General features: G+C 51.9%; 19 protein-coding genes and 1 pseudogene. 10 read left to right on the top strand and 10 right to left on the bottom strand.

The window, feature by feature from the left end; genetic code table 11:
- Positions 1–299: 299 nt before the first annotated feature.
- Both ACQG11_RS14465 and ACQG11_RS14470 read left to right on the top strand, forming a co-directional pair.
- Positions 300–1889: pseudogene (locus ACQG11_RS14465) on the top strand (lytic transglycosylase domain-containing protein); the annotation flags it as partial.
- A 156-nt stretch (positions 1890–2045) separates the two neighbouring features.
- Positions 2046–3959 carry a phage head-binding domain-containing protein gene (locus tag ACQG11_RS14470; RefSeq protein ID WP_426728490.1) on the top strand — a complete coding sequence of 638 codons (1914 nt, stop codon included), beginning with the start codon at positions 2046–2048 and terminating at the stop codon, positions 3957–3959.
- A 27-nt stretch (positions 3960–3986) separates the two neighbouring features.
- Here the strand turns inward: ACQG11_RS14470 and ACQG11_RS14475 are convergent, their stop codons facing one another.
- The 3 genes from ACQG11_RS14475 to ACQG11_RS14485 are packed head-to-tail and all read right to left on the bottom strand — an operon-like array spanning position 3987 to position 6657.
- Entirely contained in the window at positions 3987–5381 is a 1395-nt protein-coding gene (locus ACQG11_RS14475) for a glucosyltransferase domain-containing protein (RefSeq protein ID WP_426728900.1), read from the bottom strand.
- Complete coding sequence (locus tag ACQG11_RS14480) at positions 5381–6298, bottom strand: glycosyltransferase family 2 protein (protein WP_426728491.1); 918 nt, start codon at positions 6296–6298, stop codon at positions 5381–5383. Before ACQG11_RS14480 ends, ACQG11_RS14475 begins: the two co-directional genes overlap by 1 nt.
- Positions 6295–6657: a GtrA family protein gene (locus ACQG11_RS14485; protein ID WP_426728492.1), complete on the bottom strand. Its 363-nt coding sequence runs from the start codon at positions 6655–6657 to the stop codon at positions 6295–6297. Before ACQG11_RS14485 ends, ACQG11_RS14480 begins: the two co-directional genes overlap by 4 nt.
- Before the next feature lie 113 nt (positions 6658–6770).
- Here ACQG11_RS14485 and ACQG11_RS14490 point away from each other — a divergent pair, with 113 nt between their 5' ends.
- Positions 6771–7154 carry a S24 family peptidase gene (locus tag ACQG11_RS14490; RefSeq protein ID WP_426728493.1) on the top strand — a complete coding sequence of 128 codons (384 nt, stop codon included), beginning with the start codon at positions 6771–6773 and terminating at the stop codon, positions 7152–7154.
- A gap of 340 nt (positions 7155–7494) precedes the next feature.
- Here ACQG11_RS14490 and ACQG11_RS14495 read toward each other — a convergent pair whose 3' ends face one another.
- From ACQG11_RS14495 to ACQG11_RS14510, 4 genes are all read right to left on the bottom strand, one after another.
- Entirely contained in the window at positions 7495–8241 is a 747-nt protein-coding gene (locus tag ACQG11_RS14495) for an SAM-dependent methyltransferase (RefSeq protein ID WP_022647184.1), read from the bottom strand.
- 10 nt (positions 8242–8251) lie between these two features.
- Entirely contained in the window at positions 8252–8509 is a 258-nt protein-coding gene (locus tag ACQG11_RS14500) for a YjhX family toxin (RefSeq protein WP_022647185.1), read from the bottom strand.
- A 259-nt stretch (positions 8510–8768) separates the two neighbouring features.
- Positions 8769–10706: a putative bifunctional diguanylate cyclase/phosphodiesterase gene (locus tag ACQG11_RS14505; protein ID WP_063850154.1), complete on the bottom strand. Its 1938-nt coding sequence runs from the start codon at positions 10704–10706 to the stop codon at positions 8769–8771.
- 17 nt (positions 10707–10723) lie between these two features.
- Entirely contained in the window at positions 10724–11218 is a 495-nt protein-coding gene (locus ACQG11_RS14510) for a molybdopterin-dependent oxidoreductase (RefSeq protein WP_426728494.1), read from the bottom strand.
- A gap of 182 nt (positions 11219–11400) precedes the next feature.
- Between ACQG11_RS14510 and ACQG11_RS14515 the strand changes: the two genes are divergently transcribed.
- On the top strand, positions 11401–11910 hold the full coding sequence (locus ACQG11_RS14515) for a hypothetical protein (RefSeq protein ID WP_063146701.1): 510 nt from the start codon (positions 11401–11403) through the stop codon (positions 11908–11910).
- A gap of 22 nt (positions 11911–11932) precedes the next feature.
- Here the strand turns inward: ACQG11_RS14515 and ACQG11_RS14520 are convergent, their stop codons facing one another.
- Together ACQG11_RS14520 and ACQG11_RS14525 are read right to left on the bottom strand one after the other, a co-directional pair.
- On the bottom strand, positions 11933–13717 hold the full coding sequence (locus ACQG11_RS14520) for a diguanylate cyclase (RefSeq protein WP_426728495.1): 1785 nt from the start codon (positions 13715–13717) through the stop codon (positions 11933–11935).
- 114 nt (positions 13718–13831) lie between these two features.
- On the bottom strand, positions 13832–14941 hold the full coding sequence (locus ACQG11_RS14525) for an AI-2E family transporter (protein WP_022647190.1): 1110 nt from the start codon (positions 14939–14941) through the stop codon (positions 13832–13834).
- A 158-nt stretch (positions 14942–15099) separates the two neighbouring features.
- Here ACQG11_RS14525 and mmuP point away from each other — a divergent pair, with 158 nt between their 5' ends.
- From mmuP to tauD, 6 genes are all read left to right on the top strand, one after another.
- Positions 15100–16500, top strand: coding sequence for an S-methylmethionine permease (gene mmuP, locus ACQG11_RS14530; protein WP_023305550.1), 1401 nt, complete (start codon positions 15100–15102; stop codon positions 16498–16500).
- Complete coding sequence (gene mmuM, locus ACQG11_RS14535) at positions 16487–17419, top strand: homocysteine S-methyltransferase (RefSeq protein WP_426728496.1); 933 nt, start codon at positions 16487–16489, stop codon at positions 17417–17419. Before mmuP ends, mmuM begins: the two co-directional genes overlap by 14 nt.
- Positions 17420–17641: 222 nt before the next feature.
- Positions 17642–18604 carry a taurine ABC transporter substrate-binding protein gene (tauA, locus tag ACQG11_RS14540; RefSeq protein WP_045621056.1) on the top strand — a complete coding sequence of 321 codons (963 nt, stop codon included), beginning with the start codon at positions 17642–17644 and terminating at the stop codon, positions 18602–18604.
- 9 nt (positions 18605–18613) lie between these two features.
- Positions 18614–19381, top strand: a complete 768-nt coding sequence (gene tauB / locus ACQG11_RS14545; RefSeq protein WP_022647194.1) for a taurine ABC transporter ATP-binding subunit — start codon at positions 18614–18616, stop codon at positions 19379–19381.
- Positions 19378–20205: a taurine ABC transporter permease TauC gene (gene tauC / locus ACQG11_RS14550; RefSeq protein WP_046620593.1), complete on the top strand. Its 828-nt coding sequence runs from the start codon at positions 19378–19380 to the stop codon at positions 20203–20205. The genes tauB and tauC overlap by 4 nt, the downstream gene beginning before the upstream one ends.
- Positions 20202–21053, top strand: a complete 852-nt coding sequence (tauD, locus tag ACQG11_RS14555) for a taurine dioxygenase (protein WP_023305554.1) — start codon at positions 20202–20204, stop codon at positions 21051–21053. The genes tauC and tauD overlap by 4 nt, the downstream gene beginning before the upstream one ends.
- A gap of 69 nt (positions 21054–21122) precedes the next feature.
- Here the strand turns inward: tauD and ACQG11_RS14560 are convergent, their stop codons facing one another.
- Positions 21123–22847 carry a lysophospholipid acyltransferase family protein gene (locus ACQG11_RS14560; RefSeq protein WP_032624780.1) on the bottom strand — a complete coding sequence of 575 codons (1725 nt, stop codon included), beginning with the start codon at positions 22845–22847 and terminating at the stop codon, positions 21123–21125.
- Positions 22848–22935 lie beyond the last annotated feature (88 nt).

Raw genomic sequence — 22935 nt, forward strand, 5'->3', positions numbered from 1 at the left:
AAGTCCAGCAACAAAGTGGTCAATTTTAAAATCGGTATAAACCATCAGGTATGTGGCACAGAAGAAGCTAATTCCAGGGCGCAAGATGATCATGACTAGAAGGCCTAGCCATTTAGGAAGTGTTATCTCCATACGGACTCCGGATAAAGATAAACCCGCTGGGTGCGGGTTTGTTATGCGTCGAATGGGTTAGGCATGACGAGCTCTACACGAACTGAAAATATAAGCCGCTACAGCCAGATCCTGAATTGCTGTTATTGCCAGCATCCAACCATAAATGCTGTCATTGAAATGCCATGCCAGCGCCGCGTGTAACCACGGAAGGGCTGGCACAGGATTTAGGACTTCAGCAGGGAGCGCTAACCCCTCAGACCACGGAAGGTAAAATCTTCGCCGAAGCATTGCCATACCTGACACCTGTAGGTGCTGAGAGAATTGCCACTCAAGCTCCGACGATTGCCGGTCGAGTAGCGCAAGGAGCATCACGCTTACTGGCAGAGAACGCAGTAGGCTCTATGGCAGCGAATAGCGAACAGAATAACCCTTCAGCACTGGCAACAGAACTTGGCACTGGTGTTGTATTGGGTGGCGCTATTAATCAGCTTGGGCGAGTTGCTGGCGCTGCATATCGTGGAGTAAAAGGCGCAATCTCTCCGGAAGCGCAGCAGGCGATCCGATTCGCCAATTCTGCGGATGTTCCGCTTCATACAACAGACGTATTGCAGCCAAATTCCCGCATTGGACGAATGGCTCAGACAACTGCGGAAAATATCCCTTTCGCCGGCACAAGCTCCATGCGAGCAAATCAGCAGGAGGCTCGCAGCCAACTGGTGAATGAATATGCATCTCGATTTGGTGAATATGACCCGTCCATAGTAATTGGCAGCCTCAAATCCAAAACTGCTGGTATCAAACAGGCAGCCGGCAATCGGCTTGAACAAGTCCAGAACGCCATGACTGGAGTAACAATACAGCCTACCAGAGCGCTCCAGCAGATTGATGACGAGATAGCCAGCCTTCAGAAGCTTGGCAAGGTCGCAGACACGGACACTATCAGCAAACTCCAGGCATATCGTGATGAGCTGGCTGGCGGTAATGTTGATTTGCAGCAATTGAGCAACTTACGGAGTCAGTTCAGACAGGATGTTAAGGGTGAGCGCGTAGTTATGCCTAATCGTTCAGATGCGGCTATTCAGCGCGTCTACAGGGCTATGACTGGAGACATTGATAGCTCCATTGGTCAGAACCTTGGGAACGACACTCTACGCCGCTACAAACAGGCCAACGCTGTATATGCAGATGAGGCAAGCAAACTCCAGAATACCCGCCTGAAGAATGTTCTGATGAAAGGTGACCTGACACCTGAAGTCGTCAATAACATGCTTTTCAGTAAGAACAAATCTGAGGTGCAGAACCTCTACAACTCTGTAGGCCAAGTAGGTAGAGCTCAGATGCGTAACGGCATTATCGGTAAGGCGATGGAAAAGTCTGGTGGCTCACCTGACCAGTTCCTGCGACAGGTTAACCTGATGTCTAATCAGACTGGAATCGCGTTTAAAGGTCGTGATGCGGCTTATCTGAAAGGGCTGAAGAACTACCTGGAGTCAACGAAGAGGGCAGGGCAGGCTGGAGTAACCACCCCAACTGGCCAACAGACCATCCCATTCATTATGGGCATTGGCACCGTGACAAATCCAGCTTTGATTGGCGTTGGTGGCGGGTATGGATTGCTTGCAAGGATGTATGAGAGCGAGCCAGCACGTAATGCGATGCTTCGCCTGGCAAATACCCCTAGAGGCTCTACCGCCTTCGAGAAAGCGTTATCTGACGTCGAGCGCATTGTTAACTCATTTGCTCAGGGCGCGAAATCTGAAGCTCTAAGTGAATAGGGCGACACCAACACAGATGCCGAAAATTAAGAAAGCAAAGTTCAACCAGTCTCGTTCCATAAATCCTCCACTCTTTTAACCAATTATAACCGACCTTAACGCAACGCTGCGCAAGTTTTAGCTTGTGCGGCTTTGCTGCGCCCGGAGCAAAAATAAATGTCAGATATCACTACCAATGTCGTAGTATCTATGCCCAGCCAGTTGTATACGATGGCGCGCTCTTTCAAAGCAGTAGCAAACGGCAAAATCTATATTGGTCAGCCTGATACTGACCCAACTATTCCGTCAAACCAGATACAGGTATATCTTGAGAATGAAGATGGAAACCATGTACCCGTCCCTCAACCTCTCATTATCAACGCTGGCGGATATCCAGTATACAATGGACAAATCGCTAAGTTTGTTACCGTTGATAACTACAGCATGGCAGTCTATGACGCTTACGGCGCGCAGCAGTTCTACTTCAATGACCTCCTGAAGTACTCACCTGACCAGTTAAGGCAGCAGCTTGAAGACCCTGACGGCGCAACTAAATATCCTGAGTTACAGATTTCCCGCTGGCGTGACGATTTAGACGTACGCGGATGGGGAGTATTCCCTGATGGAACTGACGTTACTGCAAAACTATGTGCGGCTTTAGATTATGCTAATGGGGATTATTCTCAGTTAGTTGAATATGGAAAGAACAGAAAGTCACTCCATATTCCTCCTGGCGACTATGTGGTTAATAACCTTAATTTAACTGGCATTCACGCTTCTGCTGGTCGCTTTGTGATCCGCTGTAACGTTGATTGTGTAGGCCGCATTCCTAACGGGGATTTCCTTGTTGCGCATGTTCGCTCAATTAATGTGAGTGGTTTGTCAGGAAAGAGTCTCACTATCAGAGGGTTCCAGTTCTGCAAATTCATAAATATCGATTTTAGTGGTGATATAACCTTGATGGGTTCACAGTCATTTACTCTCCCAGGCCTTATTAATTGGGGTGGAGGATCTTACTGGAACAGCTTTAGCAGGGTTAGGGCCGGAACAACCTCAGGTGGCGGACGATTCATAATTGATATATCGGACTCGTCTGTCAATCAGAACACTATAGAGCAATTAGTCTCCGCTGGGGTTTTGATTACCGGATCCGGTTCTGGACCGTCCTTTAATTACGAAGGTAATTCAAATACATTCAATGGTGTTGATGTATCTGGTACACAAGGTTACATGCTTGACAATAGCGCCAATCCATCACAAAGAAATACGGTAATTGGTCTCTATGGAGAAGTGAATGGCAATGGGTTTGTCAGAGGCCCCTGGACCATTATTGGGGCAAGGGCCCAGTATAGTAGTTGGGTTTCCACCATCGATCACATGTCTCACCTCATCGGTACAGATGCAACATCAGGTAACCAGGGTGGAGATACTATAAGTATTTCTGGGAATAACCTATGTCCATCTGGGGACTGGTCTTTATTGGACGGCGTTCTTGGCGCTCCATTTGACTATCAACTTCAATTAATTCCATCTGAAGCAATTGTAAAAACTGACGTAACTGAACCATCTGGTTGTGGTAGAGCGTTTGGAGTAACAAATGCAAGTGCTCAATGCAAAATCGTAGCAAATCTTACAAGGGCAAATACGGACTTTATCCGCGGTGCCTTTTACTGGTGGGGTGACGCTCCACTGCAAATAGCATTAGAGGCTCAGGATAATACCAATCAGGTTTTCTTCCAGGTAAGCAAATACTACGGAATGAGTCATGGAGGGTGGAGGCTGTATCGAGTTTCAGCGCCTACAAACGACTGGACTAAGGCGTATCGATTAGCTGTAACTGTAGCTGCTGGGAAATCTGGATATTTAGGTGGCTCTGTGTTTAGTAGTTACCAAGCATCTCTACTTCCAACATTTTGTGGCTGGAGACATGTAAGGGTTTTGTCATCAGGAAAACCAACTATCACAAATACTAGTGGTTTTGTGAATGGAATGGTTGCTAACAGAACATCTACACCATCATATCCGGCAGATCCAGCTGTAATGTGGGTCTGGAATGGAACGACGTGGCTAACATTAAATGCCTCAGCATAATTACAGGCGGGAAACCCCGCCTTATTTTTAATTACATTTTGCTCCTTCAAGCATTACATATACGACTCCATCTTCCTTGAATACACCGTAGTCACCACCTGAAATAGAGCATGCTTCTAACAGAGCCGTATCTCTTTCTGGTTTTGATGTTAAGAATTTATTATTAATGTTGTATTTGTTTAGTAGCAATTTCCCCCACCAGTTTTCATTGTTTAGATAGAGAGGTGTCATGATATTAATCATAGGGAAGGAGCTTGCGAGCCTCTGTGTAATCGCATCTCTACTTTGACTTCCAAAGACAATAATTGTGTCATTTGGAGATGTCTTCTGTTGAATTTCATTAACCAATAATTGGTCATTAAGGTTCATCGAGTCGGATGCTCTGTTGTATGCTAATGACAAAACCAAAGCTACAACTAAGTTTGCTAATACTATATATCGTGAAAATTTATATTTTTCAGCATCTAAAACCAGTGCGCACGCGGCTATAACACAACCGAAACCTACGAAAACCCTTGGGAAAAATACAGGGTGCTTCAAAGGCAGGTAGATCAAAACTGGTATAAATGCAACAAAGGTCACTATAACAAAGTTAACAATAGACTTTGCTTTAGCTTTCTGGTTAATATTCTTGAATAATAAAAAAATAATAAATGCAATGTTGATAGACAGAATCAATATCTCGTAGTAACCAATGATTCCAGTTAAGTAATCAAAGGCTCCTATAAAGTTCCGCTTAAAAAGAGCGGCGTCAAATGAAACCTGACTATGGGTAATATTGTATTGTCCGGTTATGAATAATGGCGCAATTAATTTAGAATATATTAAATATGATAAAAGAAAAGATATTGCTGGCTTTATCTCACGTTTAGCACCATCCAACAACTCAGCGCTCTTGACAACAGATAACAATGATACAATTACAAAGACAGAGATGAAGGTTTGATATGTGCTAAGATAAAGCACACCAATCAGCAAGCTAAGCGCCATCCATAAATAGCCTGGTTTATTTCTTGCTAGATGATATGAATAAAGAGCTAAGAGGCAAGACAAGGCCATTGTCAAAGAATCATACCTGTATGATATGTTCTCTAGATAAAATGGCATTAAAAATAATAATGAAGAAATTATTAAGTTGTTTGTAGAAAATTGTAAGCGAAGTGCTTTTATAAGTAAAACACAGCACATCCCCATGATAAAAAATGCCAATATTTGATACAACGGAGAGATATCATACATGCCATTGTTAAAAGTTATAGCTCTGAATATTGCTTCAGCGAACGGCCTTCCGTTTGGGGACCAGTCGTAATATCCACGGACACTTCTTCCAAGGTCATCCATATAGTATCTGCTTGCAAAAATAACTGGCAACCATGCCAAAGAAATTATTCCTGCTGGGATAAGCCATTTTTTATTATTCATCACTTCTTACCCCTCAAAATATAACGAGGACGCTGCTTAACCTCGACATAAATTCTTCCGATGTATTCACCCAGCACACCAATACCGATCAGCTGGATGCCTCCAAGAAACAGGATAGAAACCAGTAAAGATGGATAACCACGCACGGCGTTACCGAATGCAATCGTGTCAAATATCATCCACGCACCATAAAGGAAGGCAGCACCGGCAACAAAGAGACCGATGTAAGTCCACATGCGCAGCGGGAAGGTAGAGAAGCTGGTGATCCCCTCAAGGGCAAGGTTCCAGAGTTTCCAACCGTTGAACTTTGTGCTGCCGGCTACGCGTTCTGCGCGGGCATATTCAACGACATTTGTGCGGCCACCAACCCAACTTAGCACGCCCTTCATGAAAAGGTTGCGCTCTGGCATGAGCTTAATGTTTTCCACTACTTCGCGAGACATGAGCCGGAAGTCGCCAACGTTTTCTTCGATTTGCGGGTTGCTGATTTTGTTGTGAAGTTTATAGAACCACTCAGCAGATTTACGTTTCAGACGGCTGTCAGTGGATCGGTCAGAGCGCTTAGCCAACACCATATCTGCGCCGGACTGCCATTTCTCTATCAGGTGAGGAATAACTTCGATAGGGTCCTGCAAGTCAACGTCAATCGGGATAATCGCTTCACCGGTTGCGTGGTCAAGCCCGGCGAACAGAGCAGGCTCTTTACCGAAGTTTCTTGTGAATGACAGCGGAACTACAAGCGGATCAGCAATGGAAATCGAGTTAATTATTGATTCTGTCGCGTCTTTACTGCCGTCATTGATGAAGACTATCTCAACTTCGTGTTGCTGAAGCCCTTCAAATTCACGAACGGTTTTATAGAAGATAGGAATCGCTTCCTCTTCATTAAATACCGGAACGACCAGAGAAATTTTCATTTCGCATCCCTAAAGACAATGAACTTTGAATAAATAAAACCGCACACCAGGCTGATGGCGGAGAAAAGAATAAGAGTCACGATAGGAGCCATGCCGGACCTATCAGCAGCCCAACCAACAGCAGCGCTCAGTGAGCCCATGAAACCTACGTAAAGCATGTAACGCATGGTTGTTGTGGAAGACTTGAAGGTAAATCTTGCGTTTGCAAAGAAGCTGAATGACACCGCCACGACGAATCCGGCAAAGTTGCCAAGTGCCTGACCTGTATGAAATGCGTAGATGAAAACGGCAAACACAACCCAGTGAATGAGCGTATTGATAACACCTATCGATGTGTACTTGGCGAATAACTTTAACATGATAAAAATCAGTGAATTCTGAAAGGCCTGAAGTGTAGCACCACAAAGACTATTGATCGATACCGCCGATCGATAATACTGTATGCATATACAGTAACTATCGGAGGTGAGTTATGGGATTCCCGAGCCCGGCTGCTGATTACGTTGAGAACCGCCTGTCGCTTGATGAGCGTTTCATCCACAAACCATCAGCTACGTACTACATGAAAGCGTCAGAAACCATCTACCGCTGCGGCATCATGAAAGATGCGCTGCTTGTCATCGACTCGTCACTTAACCCATGTGATGGCTCCCTGCTTGTCTGTGAGATTGAAGGCGAGTTCAAGGTGAAGATTTACCGTACCCATCCTCAGCCTCACCTTGAGAACGCGCTGAACGGACGAAAGGAAAGGTTACCTGGTAACTTCGACGGGATAGAAAGTCCTGTGTTTGGAGTAATCACGTACATCATCAACGATGCGCGGACAGGTGAGTTTGATGATTGCCCGGTGATGTGATTTCTTGTGCCACGGTTGTGCCATGGTTGTGTCATGCACCAGAAATCATCATCCGTCATCTTTCTGTTTGTTCCATCAGCATTGGCTGTGTGAATGCGGTCAATTCTTGTAAAAACAGTTAGTTAAATGTGGTGCTTCTGATTCGTAATGCGAAGGTCGTAGGTTCGACTCCTATTATCGGCACCATCTAAGTCAAATAGTTACCCTGCATTCCAGTAAATCTCATTCTTAGATCATGGCAGCAAATGTTGCTGATGTCTGCACGTTTTCGTCCCATAGTTTTGTACCTGTAAGAAGTTGAACGGCGGCATACCCCCAAGGCTATACCGCCAGCGCCATATTATCGCGCCATTAACGCAAACACTCCCCAGCCAAAGTACTCCCGCGAGTACGTCACATGACGTTCAGGCGCTATCGTCAGCTCCGCCCGAACCTCCTGCGCGAAGTCATCTTCTGGGTTTTCCTCCAGCCAGCGACGCATGGTCATCCATTTTGCGGCTTCGTACCTGTCCCAGCCTTCCTGGTCTGCCAGCACCATTTCAACCAGGTCATAGCCCTGTTGATCGAAAGACGCAACCAGACCGGGCAGAGTGAGAAAGTCTGCAATCGACGAGACGCCGCACGCCTGAGCTGTCTCCTCCGTCGCGGGTACCTGACGCCAGTACGGTTCGCCAATGAGCATTATTCCCCCGGGCTTGAGGCTTTTTGCCAGCAGATCCATCGTCCCGGCTACGCCACCCGCAATCCAGGTTGCGCCAACGCAGGCCGCCACGTCACATTTTTCATTCGCGACATAGCCAGCCGCGTCGTTATGAATGAAATGGACGCGTTCGCTGACGCCGAGTTCCTCTGCGCGCCGCGTGGCCTGCGCGGTGAAGAGCGGGCTCATGTCGATGCCGGTACCGGTGATACCGTAATCACGTGCCCAGGTGCAAAGCATCTCTCCCGAGCCGCTGCCAAGATCGAGAATGCGTGTGCCTCGCTTCATGCGTAACACGCGGCCCAGCGTCGCGTACTTCTCTTGCGTAAAGGGGTTATGAATGCGGTGTTCGCTTTCGCTAACAGTAAAAATACGTGGGATATCCATCATCCTCTCCTTAACGGTTATCGGGCTGGGCGCGGACGTTATTCAGCCCCGTAGTGTTAATGCGGTAGGGCTGACCGTTGACGGATTTGATCAGCTTTTTGGTTTTGAGCTTTTTGAAAACGGCGAGCGTGCAGTCAGCCAGCAGTAGCCCTTCGCGGCTATAGCATTCAACGGCGGTGACGCGGCCGGAGGTATTGCGGACGTGCACAATACGGCCACCTTTGGCGAGAACGTGTAAGGTACGTTGTTCCTGACGGGATAAATTCATACTGGAAAACCTGTTTAATCATCATGTGCAAAACGTGCAAACACACAGCGGTGTCCGCATTCGATTTCGGCGCATTGATAATCAGTCCGGCCTGGAAAGGTCGGTAAGCTGATTATCGGATGATTACATTCTCCAGCATCAAAGCCTCGGGTTGAGTTGAAAGGTATTTACGGGGTGAATGATAACACCTGATTTTTATAAGTGAATACCCAGGGGTGAAAAACGTGATCACGGTTGGCATCGGGTTGAGGAGAGGGAATCATTCCTGGCCGCTCTTAATTTTGCTGTCGACCTGAGGCTGTGGTTTGCTGAAAAGATATCCCTGCACAAGCTCGCAACCCAGAGCCTGAAGCCGCTCAAGCTGCTCTTCGGTCTCAACGCCCTCGGCTATAACGCCCATATTAAGGCTCTTAGCCATACCGGTAATAAGCTTCACAATATTAAGCGCATCTTCTTGTGTAGATATCGGATTGACAAAAGATTTATCGATCTTGATTTTATCAAAATTCAGTTCGCTGAGTCTGGAGAGCGACGAATAACCCGTGCCAAAATCATCAATGGAAATTCTTACGCCCAGTGCGCGGAGTTTTTTCAGAATCGCAATGGGGTTATTTCTGTCACTAAAGAGGGATGACTCCGTGACCTCTAACTCAAGACGGTTAGCCGGGAGCCCGGTCTCAGCCAGAACGGTCTGCACCGTATTAATAAATGATTTGCTGCCTAATTGAACAGGCGAGACGTTTACGGAGATCCTGGCCGGAACAGCCCAGGAGACCGCTTCCCTACAGGCCAGTTTAAGTACGGTTTTACCTATCTCGTTGATCATGCCTGTTTTTTCTGCGGCGAAAATAAAGCTATCCGGGGAAAGCATTCCCTTGACGGGGTGCATCCAGCGAATAAGCGCTTCATAGCCGTAAATTTCCTTGCTGACGGAATTCACAATAGGCTGGTAATAAACAATAAATTCATTGTTTTCTATCGCCCTTGCCATATCATTTTCAAGCGTTCTGCTCTCCTGTAACTTCTGAAGCATTCGCTGGCGGAAAACTTTAATCTGCTGTGAGCCTGCCTTTTTGGCTTCATAGAGCGCCAGATCGGCGAACTTATAAAGATAATCAGCACGTCGTTCATTATCTGATAAAACAATACCCACGCAGGTGGCAATTTTTATGAGCTGGTTATTAATCGTATAGGGTTTACTGATATTCTCGCTGATTTCTCTAGCGCGCAAAACGGCTTCGCTTTCGTTTAACCCACTGGCTAAAAAAGCAAACTCGTCTCCGCCTAAACGGTAAAATCTGTCTGAAATATTGCTCATGGCGGTCAATCGTCTTGATACCTGACGTAACAGTAAATCGCCAGCATCATGACCATAGGTATCGTTGACCTCTTTGAATCGGTCTAAATCAAATAACATTACCGTAACGGGAACATGATTTTCTTCGGCCTCAAGATTGAGTTTGCTGAGCTCATCCCAGAAGTACAGACGGTTTTTCATGCCAGTGAGGGAATCATGGTAAACGTCATACTCTAGTTTTGAATTCTGAATCTGTAGGGTCTCCTTGGATAACTGGAGTTCTTCTGCAAGACTTTCAACCTGCCTGTGCGCTTTAAGGATGTTTTTATTTTGATAGATCGTTAAAAAACCCAGGATAATACTCAGAATGATCAGCAGTAAAGAGAGGGCTGAGTAAATATAATACAGGATCTGTATTTTATGGTTGCTACTGTTAATCGTGCTAATGTCTTTCGTTAACGCGCTTGATGAAAGCTGACTGAGTGGAGCATCCAGCAAATGCATGGTATGAAGGTATGTTTTTACATCCGAATGGCTCATTTTTTCGAGGTTAGCATCCAGATACGTAAGGATTTTATCAAGGCTTAACGCGAGGTCATGATGTGCCTGAACGTTTTTAATGTAATGTCCTAAATCCCCCTCCTTAAACAGATCATTCTGGCTTAGCATAATTTCCAGCCGCATCCGGACCTGGTCTATCGTAACGTCATCGGAATCGGTTGCGTACAGACCAAGCCATGATTCAAAGCGGTAATATTCGGATACCAGTTGGGCGACAGACCATGACTCCGTGTAATGAGTCAGTTTTTGGAGCTCCTGCTGTCGATCGTAAACAAGAAAAGCAATATATCCAGTGGTGATAAAAAGAGAAAAAATGATACCAACCAGTATCCTGTTCATTATGTTCTCCTGAACTGCTATTCAATCTTCATTTTGCTGACCTGCCATGCCGATCGCGAATAATATATCTGATTATTTAATTCAGGAAGACTGTCGTAGGGATATACAATGAATGCCGGACCTTTATCTCGGATGCGCATATATTCACCATTAACCTTCAAAGCGAGTATGGCATTATATTTTTTAAAGTCGCTCAGCGGGATGGCTGTCGCGTAATCATTAAGCGCTATAACATTGACCACGTTACCCTTTGCGCCAATATAATCCATGAGTTTGCTCATTGGAACACCCTCAAACTTTGTGCGGCCATTATACCAGGGGGATGATGTCTGGAAGCTCACCATACCGAGTTTTTCAAGGCTGGCGATATCAAACACGGCTTTTCCACTTTCATTAGTGTTCTCGATATTACCGTAAATCGTTAAAATGGGTTTACCAGCAGGTTTTGGCAACTCACCAGCCAGGGGGACGCTTTGCACTAAAAAGCAGCACAGCATTAGGATAAATCGCATTTCAGCCTCCACGTTTTAACATAAGTATAAGAATTATAATTTAGTTATCCTACTAGTTTATATATTTTATCTCTCCCCACGTTTATCCATCATAATCAGGATGTAAAAACGCCGTCAGTTGGCAGCCACCCGAGCGATGCTTAACCTTCTTACCGCAGACGCATGACAAGGAACCGTCCATCATGAAAAAAGATAGCTATGCCTTTTTAATTCCACTCATCGTTGGCGGGTTAGCGTTGATATTTGGCTTTGTTGTCTGGTCAATCGAGATTTATCGCGTGACATTTCTTACGGCCCTGGGGGAACAGTATCTTGCGGCTGTCACATTGCTGCTGCCGCTGGTGGCGATAGTGATGTTCGCCGCGAAGAGGGCGTTTAAAGACAAAACCCTTGTTGACGTTGTCAAACTTTACCTCGGCCTCATCATCTTCAGCCTGCCGGTTGCCATTTTCGTCATCTTTACCGCGGCCTGGCTACTGAACGGAGAATACTCTGCCTGGAGCCAACCTTACCGGTATGAATCCGGCAGCAGAAATAGCTGTTCGGGGGCGGAAGTCTATGAGCCGGAACTCAAGAGAGAGATCCGCATCTGTTATCCTCAGGGATATTATTTAATCGATGGCACCCTGTACGTGGAAAAGCGGAGTAATTTGCTGGGTATGGTGGTGCTTTGGGCGATCGCGCGATCCTGAACCTGAGGCTCGAATAACCCCTTTAGCCCGCCTCCAGCATCCCAAAGCTGACAATCCGCGAGCGGCCCAGCTCTTTCGCCCGGTACAACGCGACGTCCGCCGCGCGCAGCAGATTATCGCTCTGGGCGTGCTGCGGATAGCTGGCGATCCCGATCGACACATCCACCGGGCCAATCTCCGAAAGCCCGTAGCGCAGCGAAAGCGCATGCACGCCGTTGTAGATCTCCGTTGCAGCGGCGTGCGCTGCTTCCTCATTTGCACCGGTAAGAAGCACCAAAAACTCTTCACCCCCATAGCGGAAGGCCAGCCCGCTATCGTGTACCGCCCGTTGAATAATGGCTGCCACGCTTTTAATCACCAGATCGCCGGCCTCATGACCAAAGCGGTCATTAATGCTCTTGAAGTGATCGATATCGATCATCAGGCAGCTTACCGGCTCCTCGTTACGCACCGCCTGCTTCATTTGAGTACGTAACGTATCTTCCAGATGGTGGCGGTTACGCAGCCCCGTCAAGGGATCGAACAGGGCTTTTTCCAGCAGCGCATCGCGCAGCCGCTGGTTGGCCAGCGCCAGTCCCAGCGCCTCGGCCATCAGTTCCAGATAGGCGCGGGACGGCGCGGTTTCAGGCGTGATGTTCTGGAGTGAGAGCAATCCAATCGCCTCGCCCTGAGCAATCAGGGGAACGCACAGCGATTGCTGCGCCTGTGATTCGGGCAGATGATAACAGCCGATATCCGGCTCGCCGTTCACTGGCGGATGGCTTTGACCACGCCGGACGGCCCAGCATTCGTCAGGATGGAACGGCTTTTTATCCCCTTCTGGCGATAGCCATTCGGCCGTACAGCGCATCTGCCACGGCTCGCGTTCCAGAATATACAGGCGCCCTGAAACCCCCGGCGCAATATTGGGTGCAAACAGCTCCGCCACATTCATCACGTCGGCAAAGTTTTCACAGCCCTGCAACCGCTGGGTCATTCGCGCCAGCAGTTCGCGGATGGCCCAGTCAGCCTCGCGCTCTTTTTCCAGCCGCTGCCTTGCCAGCCCGTTCTCACGGAAGATGCGGATGGCCTGCGCCATATCACCGATTTCATCAACCTGGGTAAAGTTCGGCGTTTCGACGGCGTAATCCTGCGATGCAAGACGATGAACTACGTCACTCAGACGCACCACCGGACGGAGTACGCGGCGCTTGAGGATGAAAACCATCACAAACAGGAAGAGCAGGGCGGTCAGGCCGACCATCACCTCAGAGGCCGTTCGAAGCGTTTTGGACGTTTTGGTTGCGGCCTGCACGTCGGCAATAATGCGCTTGTCCAGCAGCATGCGAAAGCGTTCGATAGTGTTGTGTGCCCGTTCGAGTTCCAGCTCATAGCTCTTACCAAACAGCAGCGAAACGGCCTGCTGTTCCTCGCCACGGGCGATGCCGTCAATGGCTGCCTGCTGTTCATCCTGGAGATCGTCTACAATTTTCAGTCCGTCGTACAGCAGCGCCAGCTCTTCGCCCGATGCCCCCGTATTTTTGAGCTGTCGCAGCGTGTGTTCGATATTCTTCAGCTCGGCTTCTTTCGCCTGATATTTCTCAAGCACCTCGGGCTCTTTTTGGATGACGTAAAGCCGCGCCAGATCGGAGAGCATCCAGGTGTCTGTCTCGATCTCCTCCGTCAGCTGATCGAAGACCTGGCGTTGTTTAACGGCTTCACGTTCGATGTTATCGGCGTGGGAAGCCATCAGCATGACGATGCCGGAGGCAATGGTCAGGCACACCGTGACACCATAAGCCCAGTTCGTGATCGTGGCGATTCGCACCTGTTGGATCCTTCTACGACAAATGTGGAAGAGCGTTCATTTCAGATTATAGAAAACCTCTGATTTATCGCGAAAAAAAAGGCGGCACAGGGCCGCCTCACAGAACGCGTTTCTTTATAGATCCGGAGAATTTCTCCCCTCTTCGATAAAGTCTGCGTCCAGCTCCTCGGCGTTGCCTGCGTGATCGCGGCCGGAGAAGAGGTTCCAGCAGGCGATAAACAGAGCGGCAATCAGCGGCCCAATCACAAAGCCGTTGATGCCGTACAGCTCCATACCGCCGAGCGTGGTGATCAGTATCAGGTAGTCCGGCATTTTGGTGTCTTTGCCCACCAGCAGCGGACGCAACAGGTTGTCCACCAGCCCGACGATAATGACGAAGAAGCCCACAATGAACAGACCCTGCCACAGTTGGTGAGTGGCAAACAGGAAGATGGCGGCGGGAACCCAGACGATGGCCGACCCAACGGCAGGCACCAGGGAGAGAAATGCCATCAGTGCGCCCCACAATACGCTGCCGTCAATACCGACAATAGCAAAGGCGATACCACCAAGCGTGCCCTGAACCACCGCCACGACCGCCGTGCCTTTTACCGTGGCGCGCGACACGCCGACAAACTTAGCGAACAGGTGCTGTTTGACGAAGTCAGACAGCGGCAGCGAGTCGAGGATCTGGCGCACCAGATACGGCCCGTCTTTCAGCAAGAAAAACAGCAGATACAGCATAATGCCAAAGCTGATGGCAAAGCCGAACGTCCCTTTCCCAATCAGGAACGCGCTGCCCGCCAGATACTGCCCGCCCTGTAACGCGACATCGGAGAGTTTTTTCTGGATCTGCGCGGCGTTGGTCAGGTTGTGATCCGCCAGGAAGCCGCTGGCCCAGTCCGGCAGGCGGTTGAAGATACCGGCGATCACTTCCGGGAACTGCGTGTTGTTCTGTTGCAGCCTGGTGTAAACCATGTTCAGTTCCACCGCGAGCGAGGAAAGGATCACCATCAACGGAATAAACACAATCAGGCAGATAATGCCGAGTGTGAGGAGTGAAGCCAGCCCGTTGCGATCGCCCAGCGCGGTACGCAGTTTGTTTTTCACCGGGTTGAAAATGATGGTCAGGATCGCGGCCCACAGAATCGCCGAGAAATAGGGAGACAGCACGTCAAAGAAGGCCCAGGTTACAAGGGCCAGGATGAGAATAAAGAAACCTTTGGTCAGTCCGTTAAATCGCATAGTGAGTCCTGGTGAAGAAGAAACTGTGTCGACTATAGAACTGATTTAAGGATTTACCAATAATTGCGCTGAAGTCGCGCCGGGTGGCTTTTTGTTAACAATCGCGGTATAACACTCCTTCTTTGGATGTTTAGATGTCCATACGTTTAGAAGGTAACATGCAAACACAACAAGAAAACGGGCAACTTAAGCGCACCATGAAAACCCGCCACCTGATTATGCTCTCGCTGGGTGGCGTTATCGGCACAGGGTTATTCTTCAATACCGGATATATCATCTCGACAACCGGCGCGGCGGGCACGCTGCTGGCATATCTTATCGGTGCGCTGGTGGTCTGGCTGGTCATGCAATGCCTGGGCGAACTTTCCGTGGCGATGCCGGAAACCGGCGCGTTTCACGTCTATGCCGCCCGCTATCTCGGCCCGGCGACGGGGTATACCGTGGCGTGGCTCTACTGGCTTACGTGGACAGTGGCGCTGGGATCGAGCTTTACCGCGGCCGGGTTCTGCATGCAGTACTGGTTCCCACAGGTTCCCGTCTGGACGTGGTGCGTTGTCTTTTGCGCTGTGATTTTTGGTCTTAACGTGATTTCCACGCGCTTTTTCGCGGAAGGGGAATTCTGGTTCTCGCTGGTCAAGGTTATCACCATCGTCGCCTTTATTATTCTCGGCGGCGCGGCCATCTTTGGCTTTATCCCGATGGCGGACGGCTCTGCCGCGCCGGGACTAAGCAACATTACCGCCGAAGGCTGGTTCCCGCACGGTGGCCTGCCGATCCTGATGACCATGGTGGCGGTCAACTTTGCCTTCTCAGGAACGGAGCTTATCGGCATCGCGGCGGGGGAAACGGAAAACCCACACAAGGTTATTCCGGTTGCTATTCGCACCACCATCGCCCGGCTCATCATCTTCTTTATTGGCACCGTGTTTGTGCTGGCGGCGTTGATCCCAATGCAGCAGGCTGGCGTGGAGAAAAGTCCGTTCGTGCTGGTGTTTGAAAAGGTCGGCATTCCGTATGCGGCGGATATCTTTAACTTCGTGATCCTGACGGCGATCCTCTCGGCGGCGAACTCGGGTCTGTACGCCTCTGGCCGTATGCTGTGGTCTCTGTCTAACGAGAAAACGCTGCCGCGCTGCTTTGCCCGCGTCAACAAAAACGGCGTGCCGCTGACGGCGCTTTCTGTTTCCATGCTGGGCGGCGTGCTGGCGTTGTTCTCCAGCGTGGTCGCGCCGGATACGGTGTTTGTGGCCCTGTCAGCCATTTCCGGTTTTGCGGTGGTGGCGGTGTGGATTAGCATTTGCGCGTCGCACTTCGTGTTTCGTCGCCGTCACGTGCAGTCCGGCCAGCCGCTATCCGCGTTGCAGTATCGCGCGCCATGGTATCCGCTGGTGCCCGTGCTTGGCTTTATCCTCTGCCTGGTGGCCTGCGTCGGCCTGTGGTTTGACCCCAGCCAGCGTATTGCCCTTTATTGCGGGCTTCCGTTTGTCGCCCTGTGTTATGGTGCGTACTACCTGACCCGAAATCTGACCACGCAGGAGCCTGAACATGTCGCAGAATAATCCGCTTACCGCCCTCCTTGAAAAACAGCCGTTTGTCGTGCTGGATGGGGCGATGGCAACGGAGCTGGAAGCGCGCGGTTGTAACCTTGCCGACAGTCTCTGGTCGGCCAAAGTGCTGATGGAAAATCCGGAGCTGATCCGCGACGTACACCTCGACTACTACCGCGCGGGGGCACAGGTGGCGATCACCGCCAGCTATCAGGCGACACCCGCAGGCTTTGCCGCTCGCGGGCTGGACGAGTCGCAATCCCGGACGCTGATCGGCAAAAGCGTAGAGCTGGCACGCAAAGCGCGCGAAGCGTACCTGGCTGAGAACGCAAATGTAGGCACTTTGCTGGTGGCGGGATCTGTGGGCCCTTACGGCGCGTATCTGGCCGATGGTTCCGAGTATCGCGGCGATTATGTGCGTAGCGCTGAAGAATTTACCGCCTTCCACCGCCCGCGTGTAGAGGCGCTGTTGGATGCGGGCGCGGACCTCCTGGCCTGTGAAACGCTGCCTTCGTTCACTGAGATTAAGGCGCTGGCGGCGTTGCTGACGGCATATCCGCGCGCCCGGGCATGGTTCTCATTTACCCTGCGTGACAGTGAGCACCTGAGCGACGGAACGCCGCTGCGGGATGTTGTTTCTGCGCTGGAAAGCTACCCGCAGGTTGTCGCGCTGGGGATTAACTGTATCGCGCTGGAAAACACCACGGCGGCGCTGACGCATCTGCACAGCCTGACGTCGCTGCCCCTGGTGGTCTATCCGAACTCCGGCGAGCATTACGATGCGGTGAGTAAAACCTGGCATCACCACGGTGAAACGTGCGAGACGCTGGCGGGGTATTTACCGCAGTGGCTGGAAGCAGGCGCGAAGCTGATTGGCGGCTGCTGTCGGACCACGCCGCAGGATATTGCTGCGCTGACGGTTCAGCGCTGAGGCCTTTGCCGGGTGGCGGCTGCGCCTTACCCGGCCTACAAATTGCACGAACCGTAGGCCGGGTAAGCGCAGCGCCACCCGGCGAAACAACCGTACAAAATTCACTATCCTTTCCCGCTTTTTTTCTAAAAACGAATCGTCATTAGCGATTCTTTTTTATTCCTTTATCAAAATTCTCGCGCCGGAAATACTGCCCTTATAACAACAAGGGGAGCAGACGGTATGGCAATTTCATCGCGAATCACGTTACTTGGTGCACTGGCGCTGTGGGTATTTCAGGCGCAGGCGGTGGACGTCACCGTGGCGTATCAGACTTCCGCGGAACCGGCGAAAGTCGCGCAGGCGGATAACACCTTCGCCAAAGCGAGCGGGGCGAACGTCGACTGGCGCAAGTTCGACAGCGGCGCGGCAATTGTGCGGGCGTTAGCCTCGGGCGACGTGCAGATTGGCAACCTGGGTTCCAGCCCGCTGGCCGTTGCCGCCAGCCAGCAGGTGCCGATTGAAGTCTTCCTGCTGGCATCGCAGCTCGGAAATTCCGAAGCGCTGGTGGTGAAGAAAAGCATCACGAAACCCGAAGATTTGATTGGCAAACGCATCGCGGTGCCGTTTATCTCCACCACGCATTACAGCCTGCTGGCAGCGCTGAAACACTGGGGTATTAAGCCGGGCCAGGTGCAGATCATCAACCTGCAACCTCCAGCGATTATTGCCGCCTGGCAGCGTGGCGACATTGACGGAGCATACGTCTGGGCGCCCGCCGTCAACGAGCTGGAAAAAGATGGCACCGTGCTGACCGACTCCGAAAAAGTGGGGCAATGGGGGGCGCCAACACTTGATGTCTGGGTCGTTCGTAAGGACTTTGCCGAAAAACACCCTGAAGTGGTGAAAGCCTTCGCCAAAAGCGCCATCGAGGCCCAGCAGCCTTACATCAGCAACCCGGATGAATGGCTGAAACAGCCCGCCAACCTGGAGAAGCTCTCACGTCTGAGCGGTGTGCCGGAAGCTGACGTGCCGGGGCTGGTGAAAGGCAACACCTATCTGACACCTGCGCAGCAGGTCCAGCAGCTGAACGGGCCGGTGAGCAAAGCGATTGTCGACACTGCGACGTTCCTGAAAGAGCAGGGCAAAGTGCCTGCGGTGGCAGCGGATTACAGCCGGTTCGTGACCGACCGCTTTGTGAAATAAGGGGCTGCGATGCTGAACATTACAAACCTGTCTGCCGATTACGGCGGCAAACCCGCCCTGAAAGAGATCAACCTGACGCTGGACAGCGGTGAACTGCTGGTCGTACTGGGGCCGTCCGGCTGCGGGAAAACGACGCTGCTGAACCTGATCGCCGGGTTTGTACCGTATCAGCACGGCACGATCCAACTCGAAGGAAAACGGGTAACGGGGCCGGGCGCAGAGCGCGGCGTGGTCTTCCAGAACGAAGGGCTACTTCCGTGGCGAAACGTGCAGGAAAACGTTGCGTTTGGTCTGCAACTGGCCGGCGTAGCGCGTGAACAGCGTCTGAATACGGCGCGCGACATGTTGAAAAAGGTCGGGCTGGAGGGGGCTGAAAAACGCTTTATCTGGCAGCTTTCAGGCGGGCAGCGTCAGCGCGTCGGGATTGCCCGTGCGCTGGCGGCTAACCCTCAGCTGCTGTTGCTGGACGAACCTTTCGGGGCGCTGGATGCCTTTACCCGTGAGCAGATGCAAACCCTGCTGCTGCGCCTGTGGCACGAAACCGGCAAGCAGGTGCTGTTAATCACCCACGATATCGAAGAGGCCGTGTTTATGGCGACGGAGCTGGTGCTGCTCTCACCGGGACCGGGACGCGTGCTGGAGCGTCTGCCGCTTGAGTTTGCCCGGCGCTATGTGGCGGGAGAGCCAGTACGCAGCATTAAATCAGACCCGCTATTTATCGAAAAACGGGAATACATCCTGAGCCGTGTGTTTGAACAGCGGGAGGCGTTCTCATGAGCATTGTCTTCAGTGAAAAAACGCGGCGGACGCGCCGTGCCTTACGCTGGCCGTTCTCTCGCCAGCTCACCTTAAGCGTCAGCACGCTGGTGGTGTTGCTGGCGGTATGGTGGGCGGTTGCCGCGCAGCAGTGGATCAGCCCGCTGTTTCTGCCCCCGCCAGGCCAGGTTCTGGAAAAACTGATCGCCATCGCCGGACCGCAGGGCTTTATGGATGCCACCCTCTGGCAGCATTTAGGCGCCAGTCTGACGCGTATTCTGGTGGCGCTGCTGGCGGCGGTCATTATTGGCGTTCCGGTGGGGATTGCGATGGGACTGAGCCCGACGGTGCGCGGCATTCTCGACCCGCTGATAGAGCTTTACCGTCCCGTACCGCCGCTGGCTTATCTGCCCCTGATGGTGATCTGGTTTGGCATCGGCGAGACGTCAAAGATCTTACTGATATATCTGGCTATTTTTGCGCCGGTAGCAATGTCGGCTCTGGCTGGCGTAAAGAGTGCGCAGCAGGTACGCATACGTGCGGCGCAGTCGCTCGGCGCCAGCCGCGCGCAGGTACTGCTGTTCGTCATTTTACCAGGTGCGCTGCCGGAGATATTGACCGGGTTGCGCATCGGCCTTGGGGTGGGCTGGTCAACGCTGGTGGCGGCAGAGCTGATTGCCGCCACGCGCGGCCTTGGGTTTATGGTGCAGTCGGCGGGAGAGTTCCTGGCGACTGACGTGGTACTGGCAGGGATCGGGGTCATCGCCGCGATCGCCTTTGGATTAGAACTGGGACTGCGCACGCTACAGCGTCGCCTGACGCCCTGGCATGGAGAAATACAATGAGTGAACGTCTGACGATTATCCCGTTGGGGCCGTACATTGGCGCGCAGGTGTCGGGCCTGGACGTAACCCGTCCGCTGAGCGATAACCAGTTTGAGCAGCTGTACCACGCGGTGCTGCGCCATCAGGTGGTGTTCCTGCGCGAGCAGGCCATCACCCCGCAACAGCAGCGCGCGCTGGCCCTGCGTTTTGGCGACCTGCATATCCACCCGGTCTACCCGCATGCGGAAGGGGTGGAGGAAATTATCGTGCTGGACACTCATAACGATAACCCGCCCGATAATGACAACTGGCATACGGATGTTACCTTTATCGACACACCGCCAGCCGGGGCGATTCTGGCAGCAAAACTACTGCCAGAGACCGGCGGCGATACGCTGTGGGCGAGCGGCATTGCGGCGTTTGAGGCGCTCTCCGCGCCGTTCCAGACCTTGCTAAGTGGCCTGCGGGCGGAGCATGATTTTAAAAAATCGTTCCAGGAGTATAAGTACCGTAAAACGGAAGAGGAGCACCAGCGCTGGCTGGATGCGGTCGCAAAACATCCGCCGCTGTTGCACCCGGTGGTGCGTACCCATCCGGTGACCGGCAAGCAGGCGCTGTTTGTGAACGAAGGGTTTACCTCGCGCATTGTGGACGTAACGGAAAAAGAGAGCGAGGCGCTGCTCAGTTTCCTGTTTGCGCATATCACGAAGCCGGAGTTTCAGGTGCGCTGGCGCTGGCAGGAGAACGATCTGGCGATCTGGGATAACCGCGTCACGCAGCATTACGCCAATGCGGATTACCTGCCGCAGCGAAGGATTATGCAGCGGGCGACGATCCTGGGGGATAAGCCGTTCTACCGTGCGGTTTGAGCCCCCCACCCTAACCCTCTCCCCAAAGGGGCGAGGGGACTGACCGGTGCGGTTTTCACCCTCTCCCTTTTAGGGAGAGGGCAGGGGTGAGGGTATTAAGTGCGCCTCTATATACCGCTGATAGCGGTTCGCCTTCAGATAACACAGATCCACCAGCACCAGCCCGTCGATACAGTTATTGAACGCCGGATCGCTGCCGAAATCGATAAACTGCACGCCGCCTGGCTCGCATAGCTCGGAATATTGTTTATAAAGCGGCGGAATACCGCAGCCCAGATTGCCGAGCAGGGATTTGAGCTTTGTCAGGTCATCCACGTAATCCACCCCGCTAAATTGCGCCAGCACGTCCGGGAGTGACGCCGGGTAGGGTTGACGCGAGGCGGCTAACGGGTGGCTGGCCGGAAACCAGAGACGATAAAACGCGACCAGCAGATCCCGGGCGGCAGGCGGTAAGCCGCCGGAGATGGACACCGGACCAAACAGGTAACGGTAATGTGGATAGCGCGCCAGATAGGCGCCAATGCCTGACCACAGGTAGTCCAGACCGCGACGTCCCCAGTAGCGCGGCTGTATAAAGCTGCGCCCCAGCTCAATGCCGTGCTCCAGTATGTCCTGCATTTTTTCGTCGTAGTGGAACAGGCTGTAACTGTACAATCCCTCGACGCCGCACTTTTCCACCTGCATGGCCGTTGGCATAAAGCGGTACGCGCCGACAATCTCGAGGTCATCATCATCCCACAGAATAAGGTGCAGATAGTCATCATCGTAGCTGTCGGTATCCCGGCGTTTTCCGCTGCCTTCCTCCACGGCGCGAAAGGCAATCTCGCGCAGTCGCCCCAGCTCGCGCAGCAGAGGCGCCTCTTCCTGCCCGTTGCGCTGCCACAAATAGATGGTTTTACCATCGCTGGTTTTGCCCAGACATTCGGCCTGCGCCAGCTCCCGCTTCAGCGTGGCCCTGTCTTCCGGGCGGGCAATGGCGCACTGGGTTTTAAAGACGCCAGGCAATCCCTTGCCAAGTCGTATCACGTGCTGACGGCACTGCTCGGCCATCTCACGCGATGAAAGGGTAGAGCTAAACCGATCATTCCAGGCAATCTGCTGGCCAATTTTGATCGGCAGCTGGCTGTGACGGCGGCGAAACATCTGTTGCATCAGCAGCAGCAGGGATACCGTCGGCGATACCAGGGTGCTGGCATAAAACAGCAGGCTGTTGTGGGCCTGAATATGTACCGGTAGCAGCGGTACCCGTAGTTTGCTGGCCAGCTTGATAAAGCCCGGATGCCACTTTTTATCGCGGATGCCTTTACGCGTTGGGCGGGAGACTTCGCCCGCCGGGAAGAAGATCAGCACGCCGGCGTTTTGCAGGTGCTGCTCCATCTGCACCAGAGATGCTTTTGCGGTTCTGCCGCCCATATTGTCCACGGGGATAAACAACGAGCTGAGAGGCTCAAGGTGAGACAGCATCCGGTTGGTGACAACCTTGACGTCCCGGCGCACGCGCGAAACGGCGTACAGTAGCGCCAGCCCATCCAGGGTGCCCGTCGGGTGGTTCGCTATCACAATGAGTGGGCCGTGTTCGGGGATTTGTTCGAGGTCTCGGGCGGAAATGGTGCAGAGAATATCAAGGTGTTCCAGAACCTGCTCTACCATATCCAGCCCTTTCAGGTGACGGTGGCTGGCGGCAAACTGCTGAAATTCGTCTTCGTGGAGCAGTCTTTTTAACAGACTTTTTTGCCAGGGTGCGGGCCTCGCCTGAGGCCAAAGGTCATCAAGAACGCTGTCGAGACTAAACATTGATCACTCCTCCTGCCGTCTTGCCCAGACAGTAGAAGGAGGAGATGTCGGTTGTATTGCAGTTTAGTGAAGATTCGCGCAGAGAGTA

Origin of the sequence: Enterobacter cloacae complex sp. 372C4 (genome assembly GCF_050030615.1) — a bacterium.
Taxonomy (GTDB): Bacteria; Pseudomonadota; Gammaproteobacteria; order Enterobacterales; family Enterobacteriaceae; genus Enterobacter; species Enterobacter intestinihominis.

What these genes read in the sequence shown, in the direction of transcription:
- ACQG11_RS14470 (WP_426728490.1), top strand. Translation starts at nt 2,046, where the DNA reads ATGTCAGATATCACTACCAATGTCGTAGTATCTATGCCCAGCCAGTTG.
- ACQG11_RS14475 (WP_426728900.1), bottom strand. Translation starts at nt 5,381, where the DNA reads ATGAATAATAAAAAATGGCTTATCCCAGCAGGAATAATTTCTTTGGCA.
- ACQG11_RS14480 (WP_426728491.1), bottom strand. Translation starts at nt 6,298, where the DNA reads ATGAAAATTTCTCTGGTCGTTCCGGTATTTAATGAAGAGGAAGCGATT.
- ACQG11_RS14485 (WP_426728492.1), bottom strand. Translation starts at nt 6,657, where the DNA reads ATGTTAAAGTTATTCGCCAAGTACACATCGATAGGTGTTATCAATACG.
- ACQG11_RS14490 (WP_426728493.1), top strand. Translation starts at nt 6,771, where the DNA reads ATGGGATTCCCGAGCCCGGCTGCTGATTACGTTGAGAACCGCCTGTCG.
- ACQG11_RS14495 (WP_022647184.1), bottom strand. Translation starts at nt 8,241, where the DNA reads ATGGATATCCCACGTATTTTTACTGTTAGCGAAAGCGAACACCGCATT.
- ACQG11_RS14500 (WP_022647185.1), bottom strand. Translation starts at nt 8,509, where the DNA reads ATGAATTTATCCCGTCAGGAACAACGTACCTTACACGTTCTCGCCAAA.
- ACQG11_RS14505 (WP_063850154.1), bottom strand. Translation starts at nt 10,706, where the DNA reads ATGAACAGGATACTGGTTGGTATCATTTTTTCTCTTTTTATCACCACT.
- ACQG11_RS14510 (WP_426728494.1), bottom strand. Translation starts at nt 11,218, where the DNA reads ATGCGATTTATCCTAATGCTGTGCTGCTTTTTAGTGCAAAGCGTCCCC.
- ACQG11_RS14515 (WP_063146701.1), top strand. Translation starts at nt 11,401, where the DNA reads ATGAAAAAAGATAGCTATGCCTTTTTAATTCCACTCATCGTTGGCGGG.
- ACQG11_RS14525 (WP_022647190.1), bottom strand. Translation starts at nt 14,941, where the DNA reads ATGCGATTTAACGGACTGACCAAAGGTTTCTTTATTCTCATCCTGGCC.
- mmuP (WP_023305550.1), top strand. Translation starts at nt 15,100, where the DNA reads ATGCAAACACAACAAGAAAACGGGCAACTTAAGCGCACCATGAAAACC.
- mmuM (WP_426728496.1), top strand. Translation starts at nt 16,487, where the DNA reads ATGTCGCAGAATAATCCGCTTACCGCCCTCCTTGAAAAACAGCCGTTT.
- tauA (WP_045621056.1), top strand. Translation starts at nt 17,642, where the DNA reads ATGGCAATTTCATCGCGAATCACGTTACTTGGTGCACTGGCGCTGTGG.
- tauB (WP_022647194.1), top strand. Translation starts at nt 18,614, where the DNA reads ATGCTGAACATTACAAACCTGTCTGCCGATTACGGCGGCAAACCCGCC.
- tauC (WP_046620593.1), top strand. Translation starts at nt 19,378, where the DNA reads ATGAGCATTGTCTTCAGTGAAAAAACGCGGCGGACGCGCCGTGCCTTA.
- tauD (WP_023305554.1), top strand. Translation starts at nt 20,202, where the DNA reads ATGAGTGAACGTCTGACGATTATCCCGTTGGGGCCGTACATTGGCGCG.
- ACQG11_RS14560 (WP_032624780.1), bottom strand. Translation starts at nt 22,847, where the DNA reads ATGTTTAGTCTCGACAGCGTTCTTGATGACCTTTGGCCTCAGGCGAGG.